This window comes from Pleomorphomonas sp. NRK KF1 (assembly GCF_023721755.1).
GTDB lineage: Bacteria > Pseudomonadota > Alphaproteobacteria > Rhizobiales > Pleomorphomonadaceae > Pleomorphomonas.
This window is the reverse complement of sequence record NZ_JAMDLH010000005.1, coordinates 37,761-57,824: the sequence shown is the minus strand read 5'-3', so window position 1 is coordinate 57,824 and position 20,064 is coordinate 37,761. Positions and strand designations below refer to the sequence as shown.

Sequence of the window (20,064 nt, the reverse complement as noted above, 5' to 3'; positions counted from 1 at the left end):
GCGGCTTGGGAGGCTTGTTCGGCGCTCCGTTCTGGATCACAAGTCACCGTCCGCCACTCCCGAGCCGCGGTGCCCGAGTGCCCCCATGAGCCATCAGCCCTCGCCGAATGCCTTCGCCCACCGGCCTTATCTTCTCTATTGGCTGGCCCGCCTGTTCGCCACCTTCGCCATTCAGATCGTCGTGGTCGCCGTCGGCTGGAAGGTCTACGACCTCACCCATGATCCGATGGCCCTCGGCTATGTCGGGCTGATGCAGTTCCTGCCGGCCTTTCTGCTGGTGCTGATCACCGGCACGGTGGCCGACCGGGTGTCGCGCCGGTTGATCATCATCGCCTGCTTCGGCATCGAAGCCGCCGCCGCCATCTGGCTGTTCGTGCTGTCGTGGACGGCATCGCCGAGCGTCATGCCGATCTATGTCATCCTTCTGGTGATGGGCATCGCCCGGGCCTTCATGGGGCCGGCCATGCAATCGGTGGTGCCGAACCTCGTGCCGCGCGAAGCGCTCGCCAACGCCATCGGCTGGGTGTCGTCATCCTGGCAGGTTGCGGCCATCGGCGGGCCTGTGGCCGGTGGTCTGCTCTACGGGATTTCCGAGCTCGCCGCCTTCGGCACGGCGGTGGTGCTGCTCGCTGCTGCTGTGGTGCTGATGCTGGCAATGCCGCCGATCATCGTGAAGCAGGGCGAGAAGGAGCCTGCCTGGCAGGCGGTGTCGGCCGGCTTCCGCTATGTCTTTTCCAACCGGCTGGTGCTCGGCGCCATCTCGCTCGATCTTTTCGCGGTGCTGCTCGGCGGCGCCGTGGCGCTGATGCCGGTCTATGCCTCCGACATCCTGGTGCTCGGTCCGGCCGGTCTCGGCATGATGCGGGCAGCGCCCGGCATCGGCGCCATCCTGGTGGCGGCCTTCCTGGCGCGCTTTCCGATCAAGGCCATGGCCGGCGTGAAGATGTTCCTGGGCGTCGCGCTGTTCGGCCTTGCAACGGTGGTGTTCGGCGTGTCGGTGACGCCGTGGCTGTCCATCCTCTGCCTCGGCCTGATGGGAGCCGGCGACATGATCTCGGTCTACGTGCGCGAGACGCTCATCCAGCTCGCCACACCCGACGAGTTGCGCGGTCGCGTCTCGGCGGTCAACATGGTGTTCGTCGGCGCCTCCAACGAACTCGGCGAGTTCCGCGCCGGCAGCATGGCGGCGCTGATCGGCACCGTGCCGGCGGTGGTGTTCGGCGGCGTCGGCACGCTCGTCGTTGCCGGTTTGTGGTCGGTGGTCTTCCCCGACCTTCGTCGGGCCGAGAAACTCGACGGCAGTTGATTTGCTCTCGATTGTCGCGGAATGCGGCTTGAGGCGAGGTTCAGGGAGGAAGGGTAATGTACATCGGGATCGACTGGGGCGGGACGAAGATGGAGGTGATCGGCCTCAATGTCCTGGGCGTCGAGCTTATCCGGCACCGCATCCCGACGCCGCGCGAGGACTATGACGCCTCGATCCGGGCGGTGGTCGAACTGGTGAAGCACGTGGAGACGGCGACCGGCGAGACGGGGAGCGTCGGCATTGGCCTGCCGGGCAGTCCCAACCCGCGCACCGGTCTCATCCGCAACTCCAACGCCTTCTGGCTGAACGGCCAGCCGCTCGGTCGCGACCTTGATGCCGCTCTTGGTCGGCCTGTTCGGCTTGCCAACGATGGCAACTGCCTCGCGGTTTCAGAGGCGGTCGATGGCGCCGGCGCCGGGCTCGACGTGGTGGTCGGCATCATTCTCGGCACCGGCCATGGCGGCGGTATCGCCCTCAAGGGTCGGAGTCACAATGGTTTCCAGGGGCTGGCCGGCGAGATCGGCCATTACTCGCTGCCCTGGCCCAGAGAGGGCGAGTATCCAGGACCTAAATGCTGGTGCGGCCGGCACGGCTGCCTTGAGATGTTCTGCTCGGGCACCGGCTTCGAGCTCGACTACCGGACGACGACGGGCATCTCCCGCAAGGCGTCGGAGGTGATCGCGCTGAAGCGGGCGGGCGACGCCACCGCCGTCGCGGTCTACGATCGTTATGTGGACAGGCTCGCCCGGTCGCTGGCGCTGATCATCGATCTCGTCGATCCCGACGTGTTCGTGCTCGGCGGCGGCATGAGCAACGTCGACGAACTCTACGACGACGTTCCGAAACAGCTTTCGGCCCGTACCAACCTCTGGGACGGGGAGGAGAGCCGCCTCGTCTTCTCCGACAGCGTGGCGACGCCAATCCGCAAGGCCCGGCACGGCGACAGTTCCGGCGTCAGGGGCGCCGCCTTCCTCTGGAAGGAATAGAAGACGGGCGGGACGGCGGCCGTCGACCGCCGCCGCCCTCTTGTTCCCTTACAGGCTGACCCAACGGCCGGTCTTGCCGGACTCGACGATGGCGTCGAGGATATTCATCATCTTCACCGCGTCTCGGTGGTCGTAGGGTAGCGGTTCGACGCCCCGGATCGCCTTAGCGAAGGCTTCGCCCTGAAGGCCATACTGATCGCAGGCCGGCAGGGTGATCTCTTCGATCTGGGCGTCGCCGAGGGCCGCGCCGCGATCGAGGCGAATCACCGTTTCCTGCATGGGTGGGGCATTGAAGGGGATCAGCACTTCGATGCGGCCGGTGGACCCGACGACGTTGACGCGCTGGTGCGGCACCGTCTGCGTGCCGACGGTGAACGTCAGGTGGCGGCCTTCGCCGAAGTCGAGAATCGCCGAGGTCAGCACGTCGGTGCCGAATGTCTTGTCCAGCTCGATCAGGCCGATCACCCGTTTCGGTTCGGCGTCGAACACGAAGCGGGCGGTGACGATCGGATAGACGCCGATGTCCCACAGACCGCCGCCGCCGTTTTCCGGCTTGTTGCGAATGTTGGCGGGATCGTCGAGGAAATAGGAGAAGAAGGATTGCGCGGCGGCGGGCCGGCCGATGGCGCCCGTGCGAACCAGCTCGCGCGTTTTCAGCCACTGTGGATGGAAGCGGACCATGAAGGCTTCGAGATAGACGATGCCTGGCGGCAGGGCGGCGAGGCGCTCGGCATCCCCGGCATTCATCGCCGCCGGCTTCTCGCAGAGCACATGCTTGCCGGCGCGCGCGGCGGCGAGCGTCAGGTCAACGTGGCTGTCGTTCGGCGTCGGGATGTAGACAGCTTCAATGGACGGGTCGGCGAACAGCGCCTCGTAGGAGCCGTGGGCGACGGGAATGTCGAGGGCGGCGGCCGCCGTCTTCGCCGTCTCTATGTTGCGCGAGGCAATGGCCGCCACCTCCAGCCAAGGCGTGGTGCGGAAGCCGGGGATCACCTCCTCGCGGGCGATCTTGGCGGTGGAAACGACGCCGATACGAACCGGCTTGTGCGTGGACATGTGCGCCCTCCCTTCTGTTTTGTACGATTTATAGGGGAGGGCCTCGGGGAAGGGAAGCAGGTCAGACGCTGCCGGGCGTTCGTCCGATCGAGATTGCCAGCTCGGCATGCAGATGAGCGAGTTCGCCGCCGGTCAGCGCGCGCTTCCGTTCGGTTGCGATTCGCCGTACCGCCTCGATGAGTGGTGCCGCGAGCCTGGGATCGAGGGCTATGCCGCGGCTCGCCAGAACGTGAGCCAGCGCCTGTGCGCCCGAATGCTTGCCGACGACGACGGAGTGGTGGCGCCCGAGCAGTCTGGGATCGAGGCCCTGATAGGTCTCGGCTTCCTTGAGAAGGCCGGCGACGTGGAGGCCGCTCTCGTGGGAGAACACGTCGCGTCCGACGACGGCCTTGCCGGGCGGCACGCCACGACCGGCGGCGGAGGCGACCATCTCGGCAAGCGGCTTCAGCGAGGGCAGGTCGATGCCGGTCGACCGGCCGTCGAGCCGCAGCAGGGCGACGGCCACCTCTTCCAGCGCGGCATTACCCGCCCTCTCGCCAAGGCCGAGCACGGTGACGGAGGCTTCCTCGCAGCCGGCGCGCAGGGCGGCGAGCGTGTTGGCGGTGGCAAGGCCGAGATCGTCGTGACCGTGGAACTCCAGGGCGAGCGAGGTGCGGGTCTTGAGATCCGCCACCAGTTTCGTCGTCGTCAGGGGATCGAGAACGCCGACGGTGTCGGCAAGGCGCAGCCGCCAGCCGCCTGATCGCTCCACCGCCTCGGCCATGCTCGCGAGATGATCGGGATCGGCCCGCGAGGCATCCTCGGCGCCGACCGATACCTCAAGGCCTAGGTCGAGGGCCATCGGCACGAAGCGGGCGATACGTGACAGCGCCTCGCGCCGGTCGATGCCGAGCTTGGCCGCGAGCTGCAGGTCGGACGCGGGAATGGAGAGATTGATGGCCGGCGCGCCGCTGCGGACAGCTGCGGCGATGTCCTCGCCGCGCATGCGGCACCAGACGGCGACGCGTGCCGGCAAGGCCAGGCCGACGATGGCGGCGATGGTGTCGATCTCCTCGTCGCCCATGGCTGGGGTGCCGGCCTCGATCTCGGCGATGCCGGCGGCGGCGAGAGCCTCGGCGATGGCCAGCTTTTCGCTGCGCGTGAAGGCGACGCCCGGCGCTTGTTCGCCGTCGCGCAGCGTGGTGTCATTGAGGCGGGCGCCGATCATGCCGCAGTCTCCAGAATGCCGGCTTCGCGCGCGATCGCGGGCAGCGAGGCGAGAAGGCGGTCGATATCCGCGTCGGTGTTGAGGCGGGACAGCGAGAAGCGGACGACCGAACCGGCGAGATGCTTGAGCCCCATGGCGAGAAGCACGCGGCTCGGCGTCATGCCGCCGGCCGCGCAGGCGGAGCCGGAGGACGCAGCGATGCCAGCACGGTCGAGGCGATGCAGCATCATCTCGGCATCCGCACCGGGGAAGGCGAGACAGGCGGTGTTGGCAAGGCGCGCCGAGAGGTCGCCGAGGACGAGCGTGCCGGGAAGAGCGGAGAGAATGCCGGTCTCCAGACGATCCCGGAGGCTGGCGATCCGTGTTGCTTGGTTATCCGTGAGTGCTAGCCGGGCGGCGATGCCGAAGCCGACGATGCCCGGCACGTTCTCGGTGCCGGCCCGGCGGCCGCGCTCCTGGCCCCCGCCGGTGATCAGGCCCTCGAACGGTACTCCGTGACGGATATGGAGAGCGCCGATACCCTTGGGACCGTGCAGCTTGTGGGCGCTGACGGATGCCATGTCGACGCCGCTGGCGGCCGCCGAAAGATCGAGCCGGCCGGCGGCCTGCACGGCGTCTGTGTGGAACAGGGAGCCGACGGCGTGGGCGGCCGGGACGAGGTCGGCGATGGGAAACAGCGACCCCGTCTCGTTGTTGGCGGCCATCAGAGTGACCAGCGCGGTATCGGGGCCGAGCGCGGCGCGATAGGCGTCGAGATCGAGCCGGCCGCATTCGTCGACCGGAAGACGATGGATAACGATGCCATCCGTCGTGGCAAGACGATCGAGCGTCACGTGGACCGAGGGGTGTTCGACGGCGGACGTCACGACCTCGCGGCGGCCAGGACGGGCGGCGAGCGCTGCGCGAATGGCGGCGACGTTGCTCTCGCTGCCGCCGGAAGTGAAGATGATCTCATCCGGTCGGTCGGCGCCGATCAGCGTCGCCACCTCATGCCGGGCCGCCTCGATGGCGCGTCGCGCGTCGCGGCCGGCCGCGTGGCTCGACGACGGGTTGCCGTGGAGTTCGGTCAGCGCCGCCAGCATGGCCGCCGCCACCCGGGGATCGACCGGGGTGGTGGCGTTGGCATCGAAATAGGCGACCGGACCGGCGACCATGACGATCCCTCCAGTGTTCAGGCGACGGCGGCGGCGCGGCCGAAGCGTGCGGCGTAGACCTTGCCGACGGCGGTCTCGACATAGTCGTAGGCGTGGGCATCAATGACTGTGATGCCGGCGGCCTGAAGCGCCTCGCGTGGGCAGTCGCCCACCTTGGCGCAGAGCACGGTATCGATGCCGTCGAGGGCGGCGATGGTCGGGCCGAGGGTCGCGTCCTCTCCGAAGCCGCCCATGCAATAGGCGTCGACCTTGCGATGGCCGACGAGCGTGATGCCCTTCGGTCCGGCCTCGTAGATCTGGAACTCGCGGGCATGGCCGAAATGCTCGTTGACGCGGGCGCCGCCCTTGGTAGCGACGGCGACGAGGAGGCGAACGTCGTCGGCCACTGCGTCGATGCACCGGAGGGCGTCGTCGCGGGCGGCGCCCCGGTCGCCGCGCTCGGCGGCGACGAAGGCGCGATAGGCCTGCCGAGGAGCAGGGTCGTAAGTGACGGTCTCGGGCAGCCTGTCGAGGTTGAACTCCTGACCGCGGTCCTCACCGAGCAGTCCGATGGCATCGGCGCGGCATTGGCGGCAGTGGCGCATCAGCTTGGCGCCGCCGTCGAGCCGATCCTGCAGGGCCTTGAGTTCGGTCGGTGTGGGGCCGCGCTGGCCGGTCAGGCCGAAGTGGGTGCCATGCGCCGGATCCGATATCAGCGGCATGACGTTGTGCAGGAAGGCGCCGCGCGCCCGCACCGCCCGATTGACCTCGGGAAGGTGGTCGTCGTTGATGCCGGGAATCATCACCGAGTTGATCTTCACCAGGATGCCGCGCGCGGTCAGCATTTCGAGGCCGCGCATCTGCCGTTCGAGGAGAATGGTCGCCGCCTCCAGGCCGATGCGTCGCTTGTGGTCGAAGAAGATCCACGGGTAGATCCTGGCGCCGATCTCCGGGTCGACGGCGTTGATGGTGATCGTGACGTGGTCGATGGCCATCTCGGCGATTTCGTCGACATGGTCGGGCAGGGCGAGGCCATTGGTGGAGAGGCAGAACTTGATGTCGGGGACGACCTCGCGCACCGCGTCGAAGGTGGCGCGGGTGTTCTTCCAGTCGTGCAGGGCGTCGCCGGGGCCGGCGATGCCGAGCACCGACAGCTCCGGCACGGCGGCGGCCACCGCGACGACCTTTCGTACAGCTTCCTCCGGCGTCAGTCGTTCCGACACCACGCCCGGCCGGCTCTCGTTGGAGCAGTCGTACTTGCGATTGCAGTAGTTGCACTGGATGTTGCAGGCCGGCGCCACGGCCACATGCATGCGCGCGAAATAGTGGTGCGCCTCCTCCGAATAGCAGGGGTGATCCTTGATCCTTTCCCAGGTCGCAGGGTCGATATCGGCGGGGCGGGACGACGCGCCACAGGACGACGAGGCGCAACCGCCGCGCCGCGGGCTTGGCGAGACCGTCAGGCTGTCGAGGGAAACGATCTGCGAGGACATGGCACTCTCCGGGCGAAACGAGGTCGTCCCGTGCTTCGCAAACCATGTGCCACGAGGAAAATCTATCAATATCAGTGAGATATGGAGATTGGACGAGAAGATGACACGTAAGTGGCGCTCTTTGTCGGACTTGCGACAAGTGTCTGGTCTGCATGTTGGAGGCCAGAATCTCGGGTGAACAGGGTGGTGTGGAGCCCCTCAGCTCGGTTAGGCGGCAAATATCCGTGAAAACCCTTAATTATCAAATACAAGTGAGCTACATTAAAATGCCTCTAAGAAAGGCTTGCATTTCGGGCGGGAGTTTCCGATAGTGCCGCCCGTCCGTTTCAAACCCACTCGCAATGAGGATATTCGACATGCTCGGTATTGGCGACAAGCTCCCTTCCTTCACCGTCACCGGCGTGAAGCCCGGCTTTAACAATCACGTCGAAGGGGGCGTCTCCGCGTTCGAGGAAATCACCGAAGCGTCCTTCCCCGGCAAGTGGAAGGTGATCTTCTTCTATCCCAAGGACTTCACCTTCGTCTGCCCGACCGAGATCGCCGAGTTCGCCCGTCTCGCCAAGGACTTCGAGGATCGTGACGCCGTCGTGCTCGGCGGTTCCACCGACAACGAGTTCGTCAAGCTGGCCTGGCGGCGCGATCACAAGGATCTCGACAAGCTGCCGATCTGGTCGTTCGCCGACACCACCGGCTCGCTGGTCGACGGCCTTGGCGTGCGTTCGCCGGCCGGCGTTGCCTTCCGCGTGACGGTGATCGTCGATCCCGACAACACGATCCAGCATATCTACGGCACCAACCTCAACGTCGGCCGCAACCCGAAGGACACGCTGCGCGTCCTCGACGCGCTGCAGACCGACGAGCTCTGCCCGTGCAACCGCGAGGTCGGCGGTGACACGCTGAAGGCTGCCTGATGTCGATCGCCAGCCTGCAGGACAGGTTTCCCGCCTATGCGCGCGACGTGAAGCTGAACCTCTCGGCCATGGCCGAGGACGACAGCCTGACGCCGCAGCAGAAGTACGGCCTGTTCGTGGCCTGTGGTCATGCGACGCGCAACGCGGACGTCGCGGCGGCACTCGAAGGGGAGGCGGCCAGCCACCTCTCCGCCGAGGCGCTGGACGCGGCTCGTGGTGCCGGTGTGCTCATGGGCATGAACAACGTCTACTACCGCTTCCTGCACCTGACCTCGAACCCCGAGTACCGGACCATGCCGGCCCGGCTGCGCATGCAGCTGATCGGCAAGCCCGGCGTAGACAAGGTCGACTTCGAGCTGTGGTGCCTCGCCGTGTCGGCGATCAACGGCTGCGGCATGTGCATGGACAGCCACGAGAAGGTGGTGCGCGAGGGTGGCCTGCCGGCATCGGCGGTGCAGACCGCCGTCCGCTTCGCCGCCATCATCCAGTCGGCAGCGGTTGCGCTCGAGACGGCGGCGGTCGTCGCCGCCTGATCTCGGTCGCCCTTTGAAGCTTGAACGCCCGGCCGGACAGTTTTCGGCCGGGCGTTTCGTTACCAGTGATCGGCGGGTGGCAGTCCCTCGAACAGCTCGGCAAGGCGACGGCGCGTCGCGGTGGTCGTTCCAGCCGGCAGGCCGTCGGGTGCGAAAAGGCCGATCTCGGCGATCTCCCGGTTGGCGCGGAAGACGCGACGCGGTACGCAGTCCGGCACCTGGTAAAGCGCCACATGATCGCGGCCGGCCATGGCCGGATTGAAGTAGAGACCGAGGAAGCGGGCAGTCCCCGACGCTTCGTAGCCGGTCTCCTCGAACAGCTCGCGCCGCGCGGCGGCCTCGGCCGTCTCACGGGCGTTGACCCCGCCACCGGGCAGGTGCCAGCCCGACACATATGTATGGCGAACCAGCAGCACGCGCCCCTCGGTGACGGCGATGGTTCGGACACCCAGCGTCGTGCCGCCCCACAAGCGGACCGCCAGGGATCTGGCTTGCGCGACAAGGGGTTGCATCGCTTCGATCAGGCGAGTTGCACTCACGATTTCCTCATGCGACGACAGGCTTGAAAGTCGACACTTGTGCGATCTGGAAGTTTAGCCTTTCGTCTAGGTCATACTTTGGGTTAACCACTTTTACCTCAAAGGAAAGCTCAGTGTTTAGCCTCATGGCAAAAAGATTGTGCATTTGTTATAGCTTTAGCGTGAAAGAGAAATCGCTGGTGATTTCTCTCAACAACTCAGAAGAAGGCTATCATGTTTTCCCTCTTCCGCCGTCGCTTCAACCGTGCCCAGCGTTATAGTTGGGTGTCGGCCGTCGACGCGAACAATCCCCATGTCGTCGCCGCCGTGCTGACATTCTGGGGGCGTTAGTCCGGTCCGGACGCGCAACGGTTCGAGGCGTGAACCAACTTCGTGAGCAGACCATTCGGGGCGGGGCGCCGTGCGGCGATCCGCCCCCTGTCATGACGGCGGAGCATTCGACTTTACCGGCGCGTGAGCATCGGCTACCCAAGGTCCATGTTCCGTCTGATCCACATCTCCGACCTGCATCTCGGGCCACTGCCGGCCGCGCGCATCCGCGATCTCGCATCCAAGCGCATCATCGGCTACGTCAATTGGCGGCGCAACCGGTCGCGCACCTTCGGTGACGATGTCGAGGCGGCGCTGATCGCGGCGATCGCCGCGGAACGGCCCGACCATATCGCGGTGACTGGCGATCTCGTCAACATCGCGCTTGCCGGCGAGTTTGCCACGGCGTCCGCCTTTCTCGGTCTGATCGGGCCGGCTGAAGCCGTAAGTGCCGTTCCGGGCAACCACGACGCCTATGTGCCTGGCGCCGCCCGCCGGGCGCGCAAGAGCTGGTCGGCCTATATGACGGCCGACGACGGAGAGGCGGACGGCTGGCCCTACGTGCGCAGGCGCGGCGACGTGGTCATCGTCGGGGTATCTTCGGCCGTTGCGACGGGCCCATTCATGGCGACGGGCAGCTTCTCCGAGAAGCAGGAGAAACGGCTGGCGGAGATCCTCGACAAGCTCGGCCGGGCCGGTCTCTGCCGGGTGGTGCTGATCCACCATCCGCCCGTGAAGGGGGCGACGGCGTGGCACAAGCGTCTTTCCGGCGCCGCGCGCTTTCGCAAGGTCGTGGCGCGCCATGGCGCCGAACTCATCTTGCACGGCCACACCCACAAGCCAACGCGGCTGTCGATTCCCGGCCCGACCGGAGACGTGCCGGTCATCGGAGCGCCCGCCGCGACGCAGCGCCCGGACGGTCGTCATCCCGCCGCCGGCTTCAACCTGTTCGACATCGAGAGGGTCGATGGAGGGTTCCATTTGCGCCACCGCCTGATGCAGGTCGTGCCGGGCGGCGGTTTCGTCGAGACGCGCGCCGAGGAGATCGTCAGCGCTGCGTCCGTCAGCCCGGCACCATGAACCAGGCGTAGGCGACCAGCCCCAGCGCGCCGACGGCGAAGCCGGCGAGAAAGACGATCAGCGCCCAGATCAGCATCGAGCCGCGATCGGCCGCTTGTCCGGGGCTCGCCTCGTCGGCCTCGCGGCGATCCATGGCCACGGTGCGCAGCTTGGCAACGAGCGCATCGCTTTCCTGGGATCGCTCGCGCTCGATCAGCCGTTCTGCGATGTAGTCGGTCACCGCGTCGGCGGCCTCGTCGAGGTCGGCGCTCTCATGCAGCGTCAGACGGCCGAGCCGGGTGTCCTTCAGCAGGCGGTAGGACCGGCGATCACGGGCCATCACCACATGCGTGGTAGGATCGATCCAGAGGCGGGGAGGCGTCGAACCGGCCACCTTGCAGATGAAGTAGGCGTCATCGGCGGGGAGTTCGGAGAACACGCCGGCCAGTTCCTCGGCCAGCAGTTCCAGGCGTGCCCGGTCGCCTTCATGCAGGTCGGCATAAGCGTCGGAGCGCTCGCTCTCGGCAATGCGCACGCGGCGTACGGCATCGGAAAGACGCCGAACCTTGCCTTCGCCGAACTTGTTGTCGCCCGCCTCGCCGCCTGTCATGACTCATCCTGTCGCTGGGCCCAGATCGGGGCCACTCTGACAAAAGCATACAGCGATGGCGGAATTAGGACTAGCTTAACCATTCTTCACCCACAGCCGGGTTCGCCGGTGGCGCATGCGACCGACTGTGTTTTCCCAAGAGGGGCTTGCCGTAGGGGCGTTCGTGGTGTTTGAAGTCGGCAGTGATGCTCCGGCGCCGCGCGGTGACCGGCGAGGAGGAAGGCCATGAAGCCCGTTTTCATCCAGTTGCAGTGCGCGCCCGGTCAGACCTATGCCGTGGCGGATGCCATCTACGCCCTTGAGATCGTCTCCGAACTCTATTCCACCTCGGGCGAATACGATCTGTTGATGAAGGTCTACGTCGACGCGTCGGTCCACGAGGACATCGGCAAGTTCATCAACGAAAAGATCTCGTCGATTCCCGGCATCGTGCGCACGCTGACGACTTTGACGTTCCGGGCGTTCTGACCTTTCCAGCGTCTGGCGAGAAACGGGTGGTCTGCGAGCCCGGAAGGCATGAGTCTGCTCCGCATCACAACGGAGTTCGATCATGTCGTTTCGCATCACAGGCCTTTCCCCCAGTACCTACCTGCCGCTCTACGGTTTGCCCGATGAAGAGCTCGCGGGCCGAGGCGTGCTGCGCTACGTGGTCAACGAGAATCCGGGTTACCCGGACCGGGTGGAAATGCGCGAGGCCCGGGTCGGGGAGACGGTCCTGCTCCTCAACCATTTCAGCCAGCCGGCGGACACCCCCTATCGCGCTTCGCATGCCATCTTCGTTCGCGAAGGCGCCACGGAGACCTACGACGCCGTCGATGAGGTGCCCGAGGTCATGCGGAGGCGTCTGCTATCGCTTCGGGCTTTCGATCGGAACGACATGATGGTCGATGCGGACGTGATCGACGGAAGCCGCGTCGAAACCGTCATCGAGCGCCTCTTCTCGAATCCGGCCGTGAGGTACATCCACGTGCACAATGCAAAACAGGGATGCTACTCCGGCCGCGTCGACCGCGTGGACGGCTGAGACTTCAACGAGAGGCGGTGGAGAGCGAGCTTGGCGAGGAGCGCTGCTCCACTCGCAGGAAGGACCGGGCGCTGCAGCCCAAGGGCGGGCTATCAGCTGCCGCTGCCGCTCTGAAGCGCCAGGCGGGTCGCGCCTATGATCGGTCCGGGAAGGCCGCTCTTGCGGGCCTGGACGATGACGGCGAGGCCGGCGGTGCCTTCGGGCGCCACGTCGGCGAGCGGCAACTCGAGCGTCACGGCTTGGCCCGACCACAGGCCCACCACCTGCATCCGGTCGACGACGTTGGTGTAGGTGACGGCGAGGTTGCGGTTTTCGCCCGATCCGATATCCACCGTCTTGGGTGGAAGGTAGCCGGCGATCCACACCGAGGCTTCGCCGTCGTAGTCCTTGGCCGGCAGGTTGACGATGATGCGGTCGTCATGAATGCGGGCGGCAACGGCCAGATCCGGCGTTTCGCCATTGTCGCGCATAACGTCCAGAGAGGCGCGAATCTCGTCCTCGCGGCTTCCGATCACCGCGTCGCGACCGTTGAGCACCACCTGGGGGGTGAAGACGGCATGGTCGACGCGCGCTCTGGCGTACTCTCTCTGGCGACGGGTGAACTCGGGCTTGGCATAGGTGTCGCGCCAGCCGAGATAGTCCCAGTAATCGACGGCGAAGGTGAGGGCGACGGTATCAGGGTCCTTGGCGAGCCTCGCAAGAACCTTATCTGCCGGCGGGCAGGCGGAACAGCCCTGGCTGGTGAACAATTCGACGACGTCGGCTGCAATAGCGCTATTGCTTCCAACTGCTAATGCGACGCAGCAGGATGCCACGCCGCGAGCAAAACCCCCGAAGGTCCCCCGCCATGAGATGGTATCCAAGGCCAACCTCTTTGTCATTGTTCTTTGTTGACACAATGAATACGACAGCGATGGACGACGATCCACTCACGAGTGCTTGACCGAACCAATCGGTCAACGCTTCTCCAAGTCCGATGATCTCTGCGCGATCAGGCCGGATTCCGGAAGGCCGTGGCTTCTATCTCGACCTTCATTTCCGGGCGAATGAGGCCGGCGACCATCATCGTGGCAGCCGGACGAGTGTCGGCAAACCAGCGTCCGACCACGGAGAACACCGGGTCGGCATGGGCGGCGTCGGTGATGATATAGCGGACGCGAACCACGTCGGATATCGAGAAGCCGGCGTCATCAAGCGCTCGGGCGATGGTCGCCATGGCGTTCTCCGCCTGCTGGGAGATATCGCCCGGCATGGTCATGGTCGCATAGTCGTAACCGGTGGTGCCCGAGACGAAGCACCAGGGTCCATCGACAACGGCACGCGAGTAGCCGGCGACGGCCTCGAAGGGCGACCCTGTGGAAATGAGCTGGCGCATGGTCAGCCTCAGGTGGGCGCTCTCCCCGAGGGGGAGAACGCGTCCGGCGTCAGGCCCAGGGGCGGACGGTGGCGTTCTGCGCTTCGAAGGCGGCAATCTCCGACGCCTTCTCGAGCGTCAGGCCGATATCGTCGAGACCGTTCAGGAGGCAATGCTTCTTGAACGGGTCGATGTCGAAGGACACCTCGCCGCCATCGGGGCCCTTGATCACCTGGTTGACCAGATCGACGGTCAGCGTGGCGTTGGAGCCGCGCTCGGCGTCGTCCATCAGCTTCTTGAGGTCTTCAGACGAGACGACGATCGGCAGAATGCCGTTCTTGAAGCAGTTGTTGTAGAAGATGTCGGCGAAGCTCGTGGAGATGACGCAGCGGATGCCGAAGTCGAGCAGCGCCCAAGGGGCATGCTCGCGCGAGGAGCCGCAGCCGAAGTTGTCGCCGGCGACCAGGATTTCCGCCTTGCGCCAGGCGTCCTTGTTGAGGACGAAATCGGGGTTCTCCGAGCCGTCCTCGCGGTAGCGCATCTCCGAGAACAGGCCCTTGCCCAGACCGGTACGCTTGATGGTCTTGAGGTACTGCTTGGGGATGATCATGTCGGTGTCGATGTTGAGGATCGGCAGCGGCGCGGCCACGCCGGTGAGCACGTCGAATTTCTGCATGATCTTTCCTTTCCCGAAGCGACATGCGTTCCGGTGAACGCGATGTCGACCATTTTCTTGTTGTCGCATCGTGCGGAAAACCGGTTCCCGCTTTTCCGTACGATGCTCCAGGCGATCAGGCGGGGACGAGGCCGGTCGCGGCCGGCCGTCCCAGCATCAGGTTGAGGTTCTGCACGGCGGCGCCGGAGGCGCCCTTGCCGAGGTTGTCGTAAAGCGAAACGATCAGCGCCTCGTCGCCCGCGGCGTCGGCGAACACGTGGAGGCGCAACTCGTTGGTGCCGTTGAGCGCCCGGGGGTCGAGGCTCGCAAGCCGTTCAGCCGGCTCGAAGGGCATCACCTTGACGAACGTCTCGCCGGCATAGCGGTCGGCCAGTACCTCGTGGATCGCTTTCGCCGTCAGCCCGGGCGCCACGGACCAGAGGCGAAGCGGCACGAAGGTCAGCATGCCCTGGGCGAAATTGCCCACCGCCGGCTGGAACTGCGGCGCGCGGACAAGGCCGGTGTAGGCGGACATCTCGGGCAGATGCTTGTGCTTGAAGGTCAGGCCATAGGGCATGAACGGCGAGGGATCGGCGGCCGAGACATAGTCCTCGACCATCTTGCGCCCGCCGCCGGAATAGCCGGAGACGCCGTTGTAGGTGAGAGGGGCGTCGGCGGGCATGAGGCCGGCGTCGATCAGCGGGCGGATGCCGGCGATCAGACCCTGCGGCCAGCAGCCCGGATTGGCGACGCGCTTCGAGTTGGCGATCGCCTCGGCCTGGCCCTTGGTCATCTCGGCAAAGCCGTAGGCCCAGTCGGGCGCGACGCGATGGGCGGTGGAGGCATCGATCACCGCCGTGCGATCGTTGTCGATCAGGCTTACCGACTCCCGGGCGGCGTCGTCGGGCAGGCAGAGGATGGCGACGTCGGCTTCGTTGAGAAGCCGGCGGCGCTCGTCCATGTCCTTGCGCTTTGCCGGGTCGATGGCCAGCAGGTCGATGTCGTCGCGGGCGGCGAGGCGGTCGCGGATCTGAAGGCCGGTGGTGCCTGCTTCGCCGTCGATGTAGATCTTCGCCCGCGTCATGATCGGTGCCCGGAGTTGGCCGGCCGCAGCCGGAACACGTTGGAAAGTCCGCCGCGGCGGGGCGCCGGGCGGAGTGCCGAGAGGCTTTATCATCATCGGCCGCCGCTGTCATGCGCCTTGAACGGCGCCGCCATGGCAAAGCGGCCGGGTTCAGACAGGCAGGATATAGGTGACCGCGAGATAGGCGCAGAGGCCGACGGCCAGCACCAGTGCGAGGCCTCGCGCGATCTTGCGCGCGAAGATGACGTCGGGATCGTCGTTATCGTTGGCGGGGTCGTCGAACTGCATGGCTCCGGCCCGTTGACTGCTCTCGCCTGTATATAATCGCGCCGGCGGCACGGCCAAGCGAACAAAAGGGCTTGCATCCGGGTTAGCCTTCGTTCGACCCTTTGACTGCCCTTCTTCCGCCCGGTCCGGCGATTCCCTTCCCGAGGGCCGATCCGGGCGGCAAAGCCGACGAGGTTGCCATGGCCAGGCTGTTCACCGCCCTCGAGATCCCCGCCGCGGCTGGCTTTCACCTGTCGCTCCTGAAAGGTGGTCTGCCCGGTGCCCGCTGGATCGATCCGGCCAACTATCACGTGACGCTGCGCTTCATCGGCGACATCGATCATCGTACCGCCGACGAGGTGGCGGCGGCGCTCGACCGCGTCTACCGCCCCCCCTTCGAGCTCAGCCTCAGGGGGCTGCATTGCTTCGCCTCGGGCCGGGTTCCGCATTCGCTGGCCGTCAAGGTCGAGCCGACCGACCAGTTGATCGAGCTTCAGGCCGAGCACGAGCGCATCATCCAGCGTTTGGGCCTGCCGGCCGAAGGGCGGCGCTACATTCCGCATGTCACCCTTGCTCGCTTCAAGGGCACGACCTCGACCGATGTCGCCCGCTGGCTGTCCGAGCACGGCGATTTCATCGGTCCGCGCTTTCCCGTCGACCGCTTCGTGCTCTATTCATCGCGTGCCTCGGTGGGTGGTGGCCCCTATCTTGTCGAGGAAGCCTATCCGCTGGCCGCCTGAGCGGCGTCAGGCGCGCAGCTTTTCAACAAAGGCGCGGGCAGCACGGTCGCAAAGATCGAACACGGCATCGAAGGCGCCGTCGCCCTCGTAATAGGGATCCGGGACCTCACGGGCGAGGCCAAGCGCTTCCTCCAGCCACAGACCGATGCGCGCCGTCGATTCCTTCGGAGCGATGCGGCGGAGATCGGCGACATTCTGCCGGTCCATGCCGACGATCAGGTCGAAGTCCGAGAAGTCGGCCGTCCTGACCTGGCGGGCACGCAGTGGCGTCAGGTCGACGCCATGCTTGCGCGCGGCGGCGATGGCACGGCGGTCCGGCGGATCGCCGGTGTGCCATCCGCCCGTTCCGGCGCTGTCGACGCGGATGCGATCGGCAAGACCGGCGGCGGCGAGATGGTTCCGCATCAGCCCTTCGGCGGTGGGCGAGCGACAGATGTTGCCGAGACAGACGAACAGGATGGAACGCAACGGTCGGGTCCTCATTGGGAGAGGCGGTTTTCGCTGCGTCGCGCCTTGCGGTCAAGACGGGGCGAGCCATAGTGTCAGTATCCCCACAGCGTGGAGCGTTGCGAAATGGAGTTTCTGCCGACAGCCGGCGTGCTTGCCGCCTACACCCTTGCCGTGCTGGCGCTCAACTACACGCCGGGGCCGGACATGGCGATGTTCGTCGGCACGGCCATCACGCGTGGCAGACGGGCAGGGATCGCCGCCTTTCTTGGGACCAGCACCGGCATTCTCGTGCACACGCTGCTGGTGACCTTCGGCCTCGCGGCGCTGCTCGCCGCCTCGCCGCTTGCCTTCGACGTGCTGAAAGTCGTCGGTGCGCTCTATCTGCTTTATGTTGCCGTGGGCGCCATCCGGCACGGCAGTCGCTTTGCGCCGGAAGGTGGCTCCCTGCCGCCCGAGCCGGCCGCTCGACTTTATCTCAAGGGGCTTGCCATCAACGTGTTGAACCCCAAGGTGGCGCTGTTCTTCCTGACATTCCTGCCGCAGTTCGTCGAGCCGGGCGATCCGGCCGCCCAGGGCAAGCTCTTGTTCCTCGGCTTGTGGTTTCTCATGGTGTCGACGCTGTCGACCCTGCCCCTGATCCTCGGGGCCAGCGTCGTCGCCGCCTTCCTCAAGGCGCGGCCGAAGGCGATGCGAGTCATTGATTACGTGTTCGCCGGCGTCATGGGCGCCTTCGCGGTCCGGCTGGTCACTGCCCGTCTTTAGGCTCGCGCGCCCGGGTCAGGAACACGCCATCGATGCCGGCCATGCGGCCGGCCGTCAGCCAGTAGACGAAGCCGCCGACGAAACCGGCAGCGACGAGGATGGCGATCTGGCGCGGCTCGCCTTCCATGGATCGCATCATCGGCGCCAGGCCGAGGGACGGCAGCACGCCGAGAAGGCCGCCAGCCAGAAGGTAGATAAGGGCGGTGCGCAGGCGGAACACCTCGGCGATCAGGATGACCACCGCCCAGGGGGCGAGCGCCATGGCGCCGAGATAGCTGGCGGTAACGGCCGCGTGGACGCCGAAATTGGTCCAGAACCACGCGCTGTCAGCAGGGTCGGCCGGCATGAAGCCGACCGAGGCGGCCAGCATGAACACCGCCGCGGCGGTCACCGCCAGGATGAAGCCGATCAGCGCGGCGAAGATCCGGCCGATCGCCCGCATCAATCCTCTCCGTGGCCGGCCACCATGGCGCGCATGGCGAGATCGGCTTCGGTGAGGCCCATCTCCAGCTTGAGCCGTTCGGTTTTCCTCAGTCGCTCGCTTTCGCTCTTCAGCTGGCCGCAAGCGGCGGCGATGTCGCGGCCGCGCGGCGTGCGGATCGGCGAGGCGTAGCCGGCGTCGTTGACGAACTGCGCGAAGGCCTCGATCGTCTCCCAATCGGAGCACTCGTAGACGGTGCCGGGCCAGGGATTGAAGGGGATGAGGTTGATCTTGGCCGGAATGCCCTTGAGCAGCTTCACGAGGTCGCGGGCGTCTTGCAGGCTGTCGTTGACGCCCTTCAGCATCACATATTCGAAGGTGATGCGCCGCGCATTCGACAGGCCAGGATAGGCGCGGCAGGCGTCCATCAGCTCTTTCAGCGGATACTTCTTGTTGATCGGCACCAGCACGTTGCGAAGATCGTCGCGCACGGCATGGAGCGAGATGGCCAGCATGCAGCCGATCTCGTCGCCGGTACGGGCGATGTTCGGCACCATGCCGGAGGTCGACAGCGTCACGCGTCGCTTCGACAGCGACAGGCCATCGCCGTCCATGATGATGTGGAGCGCCTGCTTGACTGCGTCGAAGTTGTAGAGCGGCTCGCCCATGCCCATCATGACGACGTTGGAGACGAGGCGCCCTTCGCTGGGGACGGCTGCCTCGGCGTTGGGCGCGGCGTCGGGATAATCGCCGAGCCTGTCGCGGGCGACCAGCACCTGCGCCACGATCTCTTCGGCCGTCAGGTTGCGCACCAGCATCTGCGTTCCCGTGTGGCAGAAGGCGCAATTGAGCGTGCAACCGACCTGCGAGGAGACGCAAAGCGTGCCGCGCCCTTCCTCGGGGATGTAGACGGTTTCGACCTCCACCGGCTTGCCGGCGCCGCGCGAGGGGAATCGCAACAGCCACTTGCGGGTGCCGTCGGCCGAAACCTGCTCGGCGACGATCTCCGGGCGGCCGACCACGTAGGCGGCGTCAAGCCGGGCGCGCAGGTCCTTGGCGACGTTGGTCATCGCCGAGAATTCGCGCACGCCGCGCACGTAGATCCAGTGCCAGAGCTGGGTGACTCGCATCCTGAGTTGCCGTTCCTCGACCCCGATGGCGAGGAGCGCCTTGGCCATCTCGATGCGCGTCATGCCGACGAGCGATGGCTTTTCCGGAGCGGCGGCGGGGGAGGCGGCAACAGGGCTGTGGTCGATGAGGGTCGACATGGGCGTTCGATGGGTCCTGATGGGATGGCGAGGCGGAAGCGTCCGCCCGAAAAGCAAGAACGGCCGCGGACGTGACCGTCCCGACCGTTCCCGGTTATGCGAACCTATATCAGAAAACAGCGGAAAGCCAAAGCCGGCAGCTTCGGGAACCTCCCGCCGCCGGCCGGAATGTCACTGGCACTCGGCGTCGATGCGCTTCAGGGCGGCACTGACCCCCTTCAGCGAATAGGTGTCGGTGGTGACCGTGCCGCGGCGCGACGTGCCGGTGATCACCATGTCGGCGCCAGCCTTCATGGCATTGATGAAGCGGCTTTCCTCGGCGGCGTTCTCGACCCAGGCGCCCTGGTCCTTGGTGTACATGCTGAAGGTGGTGTCGCCGATCTTCACCGTGGTCTTGGACCCCTCCTTGTAGGGATAGCCGGTGATGACCGAAATCTCGTTCTTGACGCCTTCCTTCGGACGATTGGTGATGAACATGAACACCGGATCGCGGTTGACGCCCTTCGGCAGCGTATCGGTCGGCTGCGTCGCGGCATAGCAAACCTTGGCGCCGGCGTTGTTGTAGGTGTAGGTGGCCCAGCGCTCGAACGTCTGGAGCGGCGTAGGCGCCTTGGTCTGCTGCTGCTGGGCGCCAGCGAGGGTCGTCGCGCCGAGCAGCAGTGCGACGGCCAAGCCGAGGGTGCGTGCGTTCGTCATCTAATCACCTTGGTCTTGTCGTGGGACACGTATGGGCCCACCGAAGCGGTCCGCATGAAGCCTAGGGAAACGTTAAGGCGTCATGGTTACCAAAGTGTTGCTCCGGGGTTTCGATCCGTCGGGCAAGGGCGGCCATGGACGCTTCACGTTGTCGCGGCGCGAGGCTTGGCCGGAAATCGGGCGACAATGCGGCCGGATGCC

General features: G+C 66.0%; 24 protein-coding genes. 9 read left to right on the top strand and 15 right to left on the bottom strand.

Annotated elements, in window-relative coordinates:
• The first annotated feature begins 85 nt into the window (after positions 1-85).
• Both M4J39_RS13665 and M4J39_RS13660 read left to right on the top strand, forming a co-directional pair.
• Positions 86-1,306 carry an MFS transporter gene (locus M4J39_RS13665; protein ID WP_251728784.1) on the top strand — a complete coding sequence of 407 codons (1,221 nt, stop codon included), beginning with the start codon at positions 86-88 and terminating at the stop codon, positions 1,304-1,306.
• A gap of 56 nt (positions 1,307-1,362) precedes the next feature.
• Positions 1,363-2,292 carry an ROK family protein gene (locus tag M4J39_RS13660; RefSeq protein WP_251728782.1) on the top strand — a complete coding sequence of 310 codons (930 nt, stop codon included), beginning with the start codon at positions 1,363-1,365 and terminating at the stop codon, positions 2,290-2,292.
• A gap of 48 nt (positions 2,293-2,340) precedes the next feature.
• On the opposite strand, the gene M4J39_RS13655 is transcribed toward M4J39_RS13660, so the two are convergent.
• From M4J39_RS13655 to nifB, 4 genes are all read right to left on the bottom strand, one after another.
• Positions 2,341-3,348, bottom strand: a complete 1,008-nt coding sequence (locus M4J39_RS13655) for a Gfo/Idh/MocA family protein (protein WP_251728780.1) — start codon at positions 3,346-3,348, stop codon at positions 2,341-2,343.
• A gap of 61 nt (positions 3,349-3,409) precedes the next feature.
• A complete protein-coding gene (nifV, locus tag M4J39_RS13650; protein ID WP_251728778.1) occupies positions 3,410-4,555 on the bottom strand; it encodes a homocitrate synthase in 1,146 nt (381 codons plus the stop codon).
• Positions 4,552-5,709: a cysteine desulfurase family protein gene (locus tag M4J39_RS13645; RefSeq protein ID WP_251728776.1), complete on the bottom strand. Its 1,158-nt coding sequence runs from the start codon at positions 5,707-5,709 to the stop codon at positions 4,552-4,554. Before M4J39_RS13645 ends, nifV begins: the two co-directional genes overlap by 4 nt.
• A gap of 17 nt (positions 5,710-5,726) precedes the next feature.
• Entirely contained in the window at positions 5,727-7,181 is a 1,455-nt protein-coding gene (gene nifB, locus M4J39_RS13640; protein ID WP_251728775.1) for a nitrogenase cofactor biosynthesis protein NifB, read from the bottom strand.
• 356 nt (positions 7,182-7,537) lie between these two features.
• Here nifB and M4J39_RS13635 point away from each other — a divergent pair, with 356 nt between their 5' ends.
• Together M4J39_RS13635 and M4J39_RS13630 are read left to right on the top strand one after the other, a co-directional pair.
• Positions 7,538-8,092, top strand: a complete 555-nt coding sequence (locus M4J39_RS13635; RefSeq protein WP_251728773.1) for a peroxiredoxin — start codon at positions 7,538-7,540, stop codon at positions 8,090-8,092.
• Positions 8,092-8,625 (top strand): carboxymuconolactone decarboxylase family protein, encoded by a 534-nt coding sequence (locus tag M4J39_RS13630; protein WP_251728771.1) that lies wholly within the window; start codon positions 8,092-8,094, stop codon positions 8,623-8,625. The genes M4J39_RS13635 and M4J39_RS13630 overlap by 1 nt, the downstream gene beginning before the upstream one ends.
• 59 nt (positions 8,626-8,684) lie before the next feature.
• On the opposite strand, the gene M4J39_RS13625 is transcribed toward M4J39_RS13630, so the two are convergent.
• Positions 8,685-9,164, bottom strand: a complete 480-nt coding sequence (locus tag M4J39_RS13625; protein ID WP_251728769.1) for an NUDIX domain-containing protein — start codon at positions 9,162-9,164, stop codon at positions 8,685-8,687.
• Between the two features lie 477 nt (positions 9,165-9,641).
• On the opposite strand from M4J39_RS13625, the gene M4J39_RS13620 reads away from it, so the two are divergent.
• Entirely contained in the window at positions 9,642-10,553 is a 912-nt protein-coding gene (locus M4J39_RS13620) for a metallophosphoesterase (protein ID WP_251728767.1), read from the top strand.
• Here the strand turns inward: M4J39_RS13620 and M4J39_RS13615 are convergent.
• Positions 10,537-11,142: a hypothetical protein gene (locus M4J39_RS13615; protein WP_251728765.1), complete on the bottom strand. Its 606-nt coding sequence runs from the start codon at positions 11,140-11,142 to the stop codon at positions 10,537-10,539. The genes M4J39_RS13620 and M4J39_RS13615 overlap by 17 nt on opposite strands.
• 225 nt (positions 11,143-11,367) lie before the next feature.
• On the opposite strand from M4J39_RS13615, the gene M4J39_RS13610 reads away from it, so the two are divergent.
• A complete protein-coding gene (locus tag M4J39_RS13610) occupies positions 11,368-11,610 on the top strand; it encodes an Lrp/AsnC ligand binding domain-containing protein (protein ID WP_251728763.1) in 243 nt (80 codons plus the stop codon).
• Between the two features lie 82 nt (positions 11,611-11,692).
• Entirely contained in the window at positions 11,693-12,166 is a 474-nt protein-coding gene (locus tag M4J39_RS13605) for a DUF1203 domain-containing protein (protein WP_251728761.1), read from the top strand.
• A gap of 92 nt (positions 12,167-12,258) precedes the next feature.
• On the opposite strand, the gene M4J39_RS13600 is transcribed toward M4J39_RS13605, so the two are convergent.
• The 5 genes from M4J39_RS13600 to M4J39_RS13580 form a co-directional block, all read right to left on the bottom strand.
• A complete protein-coding gene (locus M4J39_RS13600) occupies positions 12,259-12,915 on the bottom strand; it encodes a thioredoxin family protein (protein WP_251728759.1) in 657 nt (218 codons plus the stop codon).
• Positions 12,916-13,157: 242 nt separating this feature from the next.
• Complete coding sequence (locus tag M4J39_RS13595) at positions 13,158-13,541, bottom strand: RidA family protein (RefSeq protein ID WP_251728757.1); 384 nt, start codon at positions 13,539-13,541, stop codon at positions 13,158-13,160.
• A 49-nt stretch (positions 13,542-13,590) separates the two neighbouring features.
• Complete coding sequence (gene leuD, locus M4J39_RS13590) at positions 13,591-14,196, bottom strand: 3-isopropylmalate dehydratase small subunit (RefSeq protein WP_251728756.1); 606 nt, start codon at positions 14,194-14,196, stop codon at positions 13,591-13,593.
• Positions 14,197-14,311: 115 nt separating this feature from the next.
• Complete coding sequence (gene argC / locus M4J39_RS13585) at positions 14,312-15,259, bottom strand: N-acetyl-gamma-glutamyl-phosphate reductase (RefSeq protein WP_251728754.1); 948 nt, start codon at positions 15,257-15,259, stop codon at positions 14,312-14,314.
• Positions 15,260-15,409: 150 nt separating this feature from the next.
• Positions 15,410-15,547 (bottom strand): hypothetical protein, encoded by a 138-nt coding sequence (locus M4J39_RS13580; RefSeq protein ID WP_251728752.1) that lies wholly within the window; start codon positions 15,545-15,547, stop codon positions 15,410-15,412.
• A 179-nt stretch (positions 15,548-15,726) separates the two neighbouring features.
• Between M4J39_RS13580 and thpR the strand changes: the two genes are divergently transcribed.
• On the top strand, positions 15,727-16,266 hold the full coding sequence (gene thpR, locus M4J39_RS13575) for an RNA 2',3'-cyclic phosphodiesterase (RefSeq protein ID WP_251728750.1): 540 nt from the start codon (positions 15,727-15,729) through the stop codon (positions 16,264-16,266).
• A gap of 6 nt (positions 16,267-16,272) precedes the next feature.
• On the opposite strand, the gene M4J39_RS13570 is transcribed toward thpR, so the two are convergent.
• On the bottom strand, positions 16,273-16,734 hold the full coding sequence (locus M4J39_RS13570) for a low molecular weight protein-tyrosine-phosphatase (RefSeq protein ID WP_251728748.1): 462 nt from the start codon (positions 16,732-16,734) through the stop codon (positions 16,273-16,275).
• A 105-nt stretch (positions 16,735-16,839) separates the two neighbouring features.
• On the opposite strand from M4J39_RS13570, the gene M4J39_RS13565 reads away from it, so the two are divergent.
• Complete coding sequence (locus tag M4J39_RS13565; RefSeq protein ID WP_251728746.1) at positions 16,840-17,478, top strand: LysE family translocator; 639 nt, start codon at positions 16,840-16,842, stop codon at positions 17,476-17,478.
• On the opposite strand, the gene M4J39_RS13560 is transcribed toward M4J39_RS13565, so the two are convergent.
• The 3 genes from M4J39_RS13560 to M4J39_RS13550 form a co-directional block, all read right to left on the bottom strand.
• A complete protein-coding gene (locus M4J39_RS13560) occupies positions 17,462-17,920 on the bottom strand; it encodes a hypothetical protein (RefSeq protein ID WP_251728744.1) in 459 nt (152 codons plus the stop codon). The two genes, M4J39_RS13565 and M4J39_RS13560, sit on opposite strands and share 17 nt — an antisense overlap.
• Positions 17,920-19,167, bottom strand: a complete 1,248-nt coding sequence (rlmN, locus tag M4J39_RS13555) for a 23S rRNA (adenine(2503)-C(2))-methyltransferase RlmN (RefSeq protein ID WP_251728742.1) — start codon at positions 19,165-19,167, stop codon at positions 17,920-17,922. Before rlmN ends, M4J39_RS13560 begins: the two co-directional genes overlap by 1 nt.
• Positions 19,168-19,338: 171 nt before the next feature.
• A complete protein-coding gene (locus M4J39_RS13550; protein ID WP_251728741.1) occupies positions 19,339-19,863 on the bottom strand; it encodes an invasion associated locus B family protein in 525 nt (174 codons plus the stop codon).
• Positions 19,864-20,064: the final 201 nt, after the last annotated feature.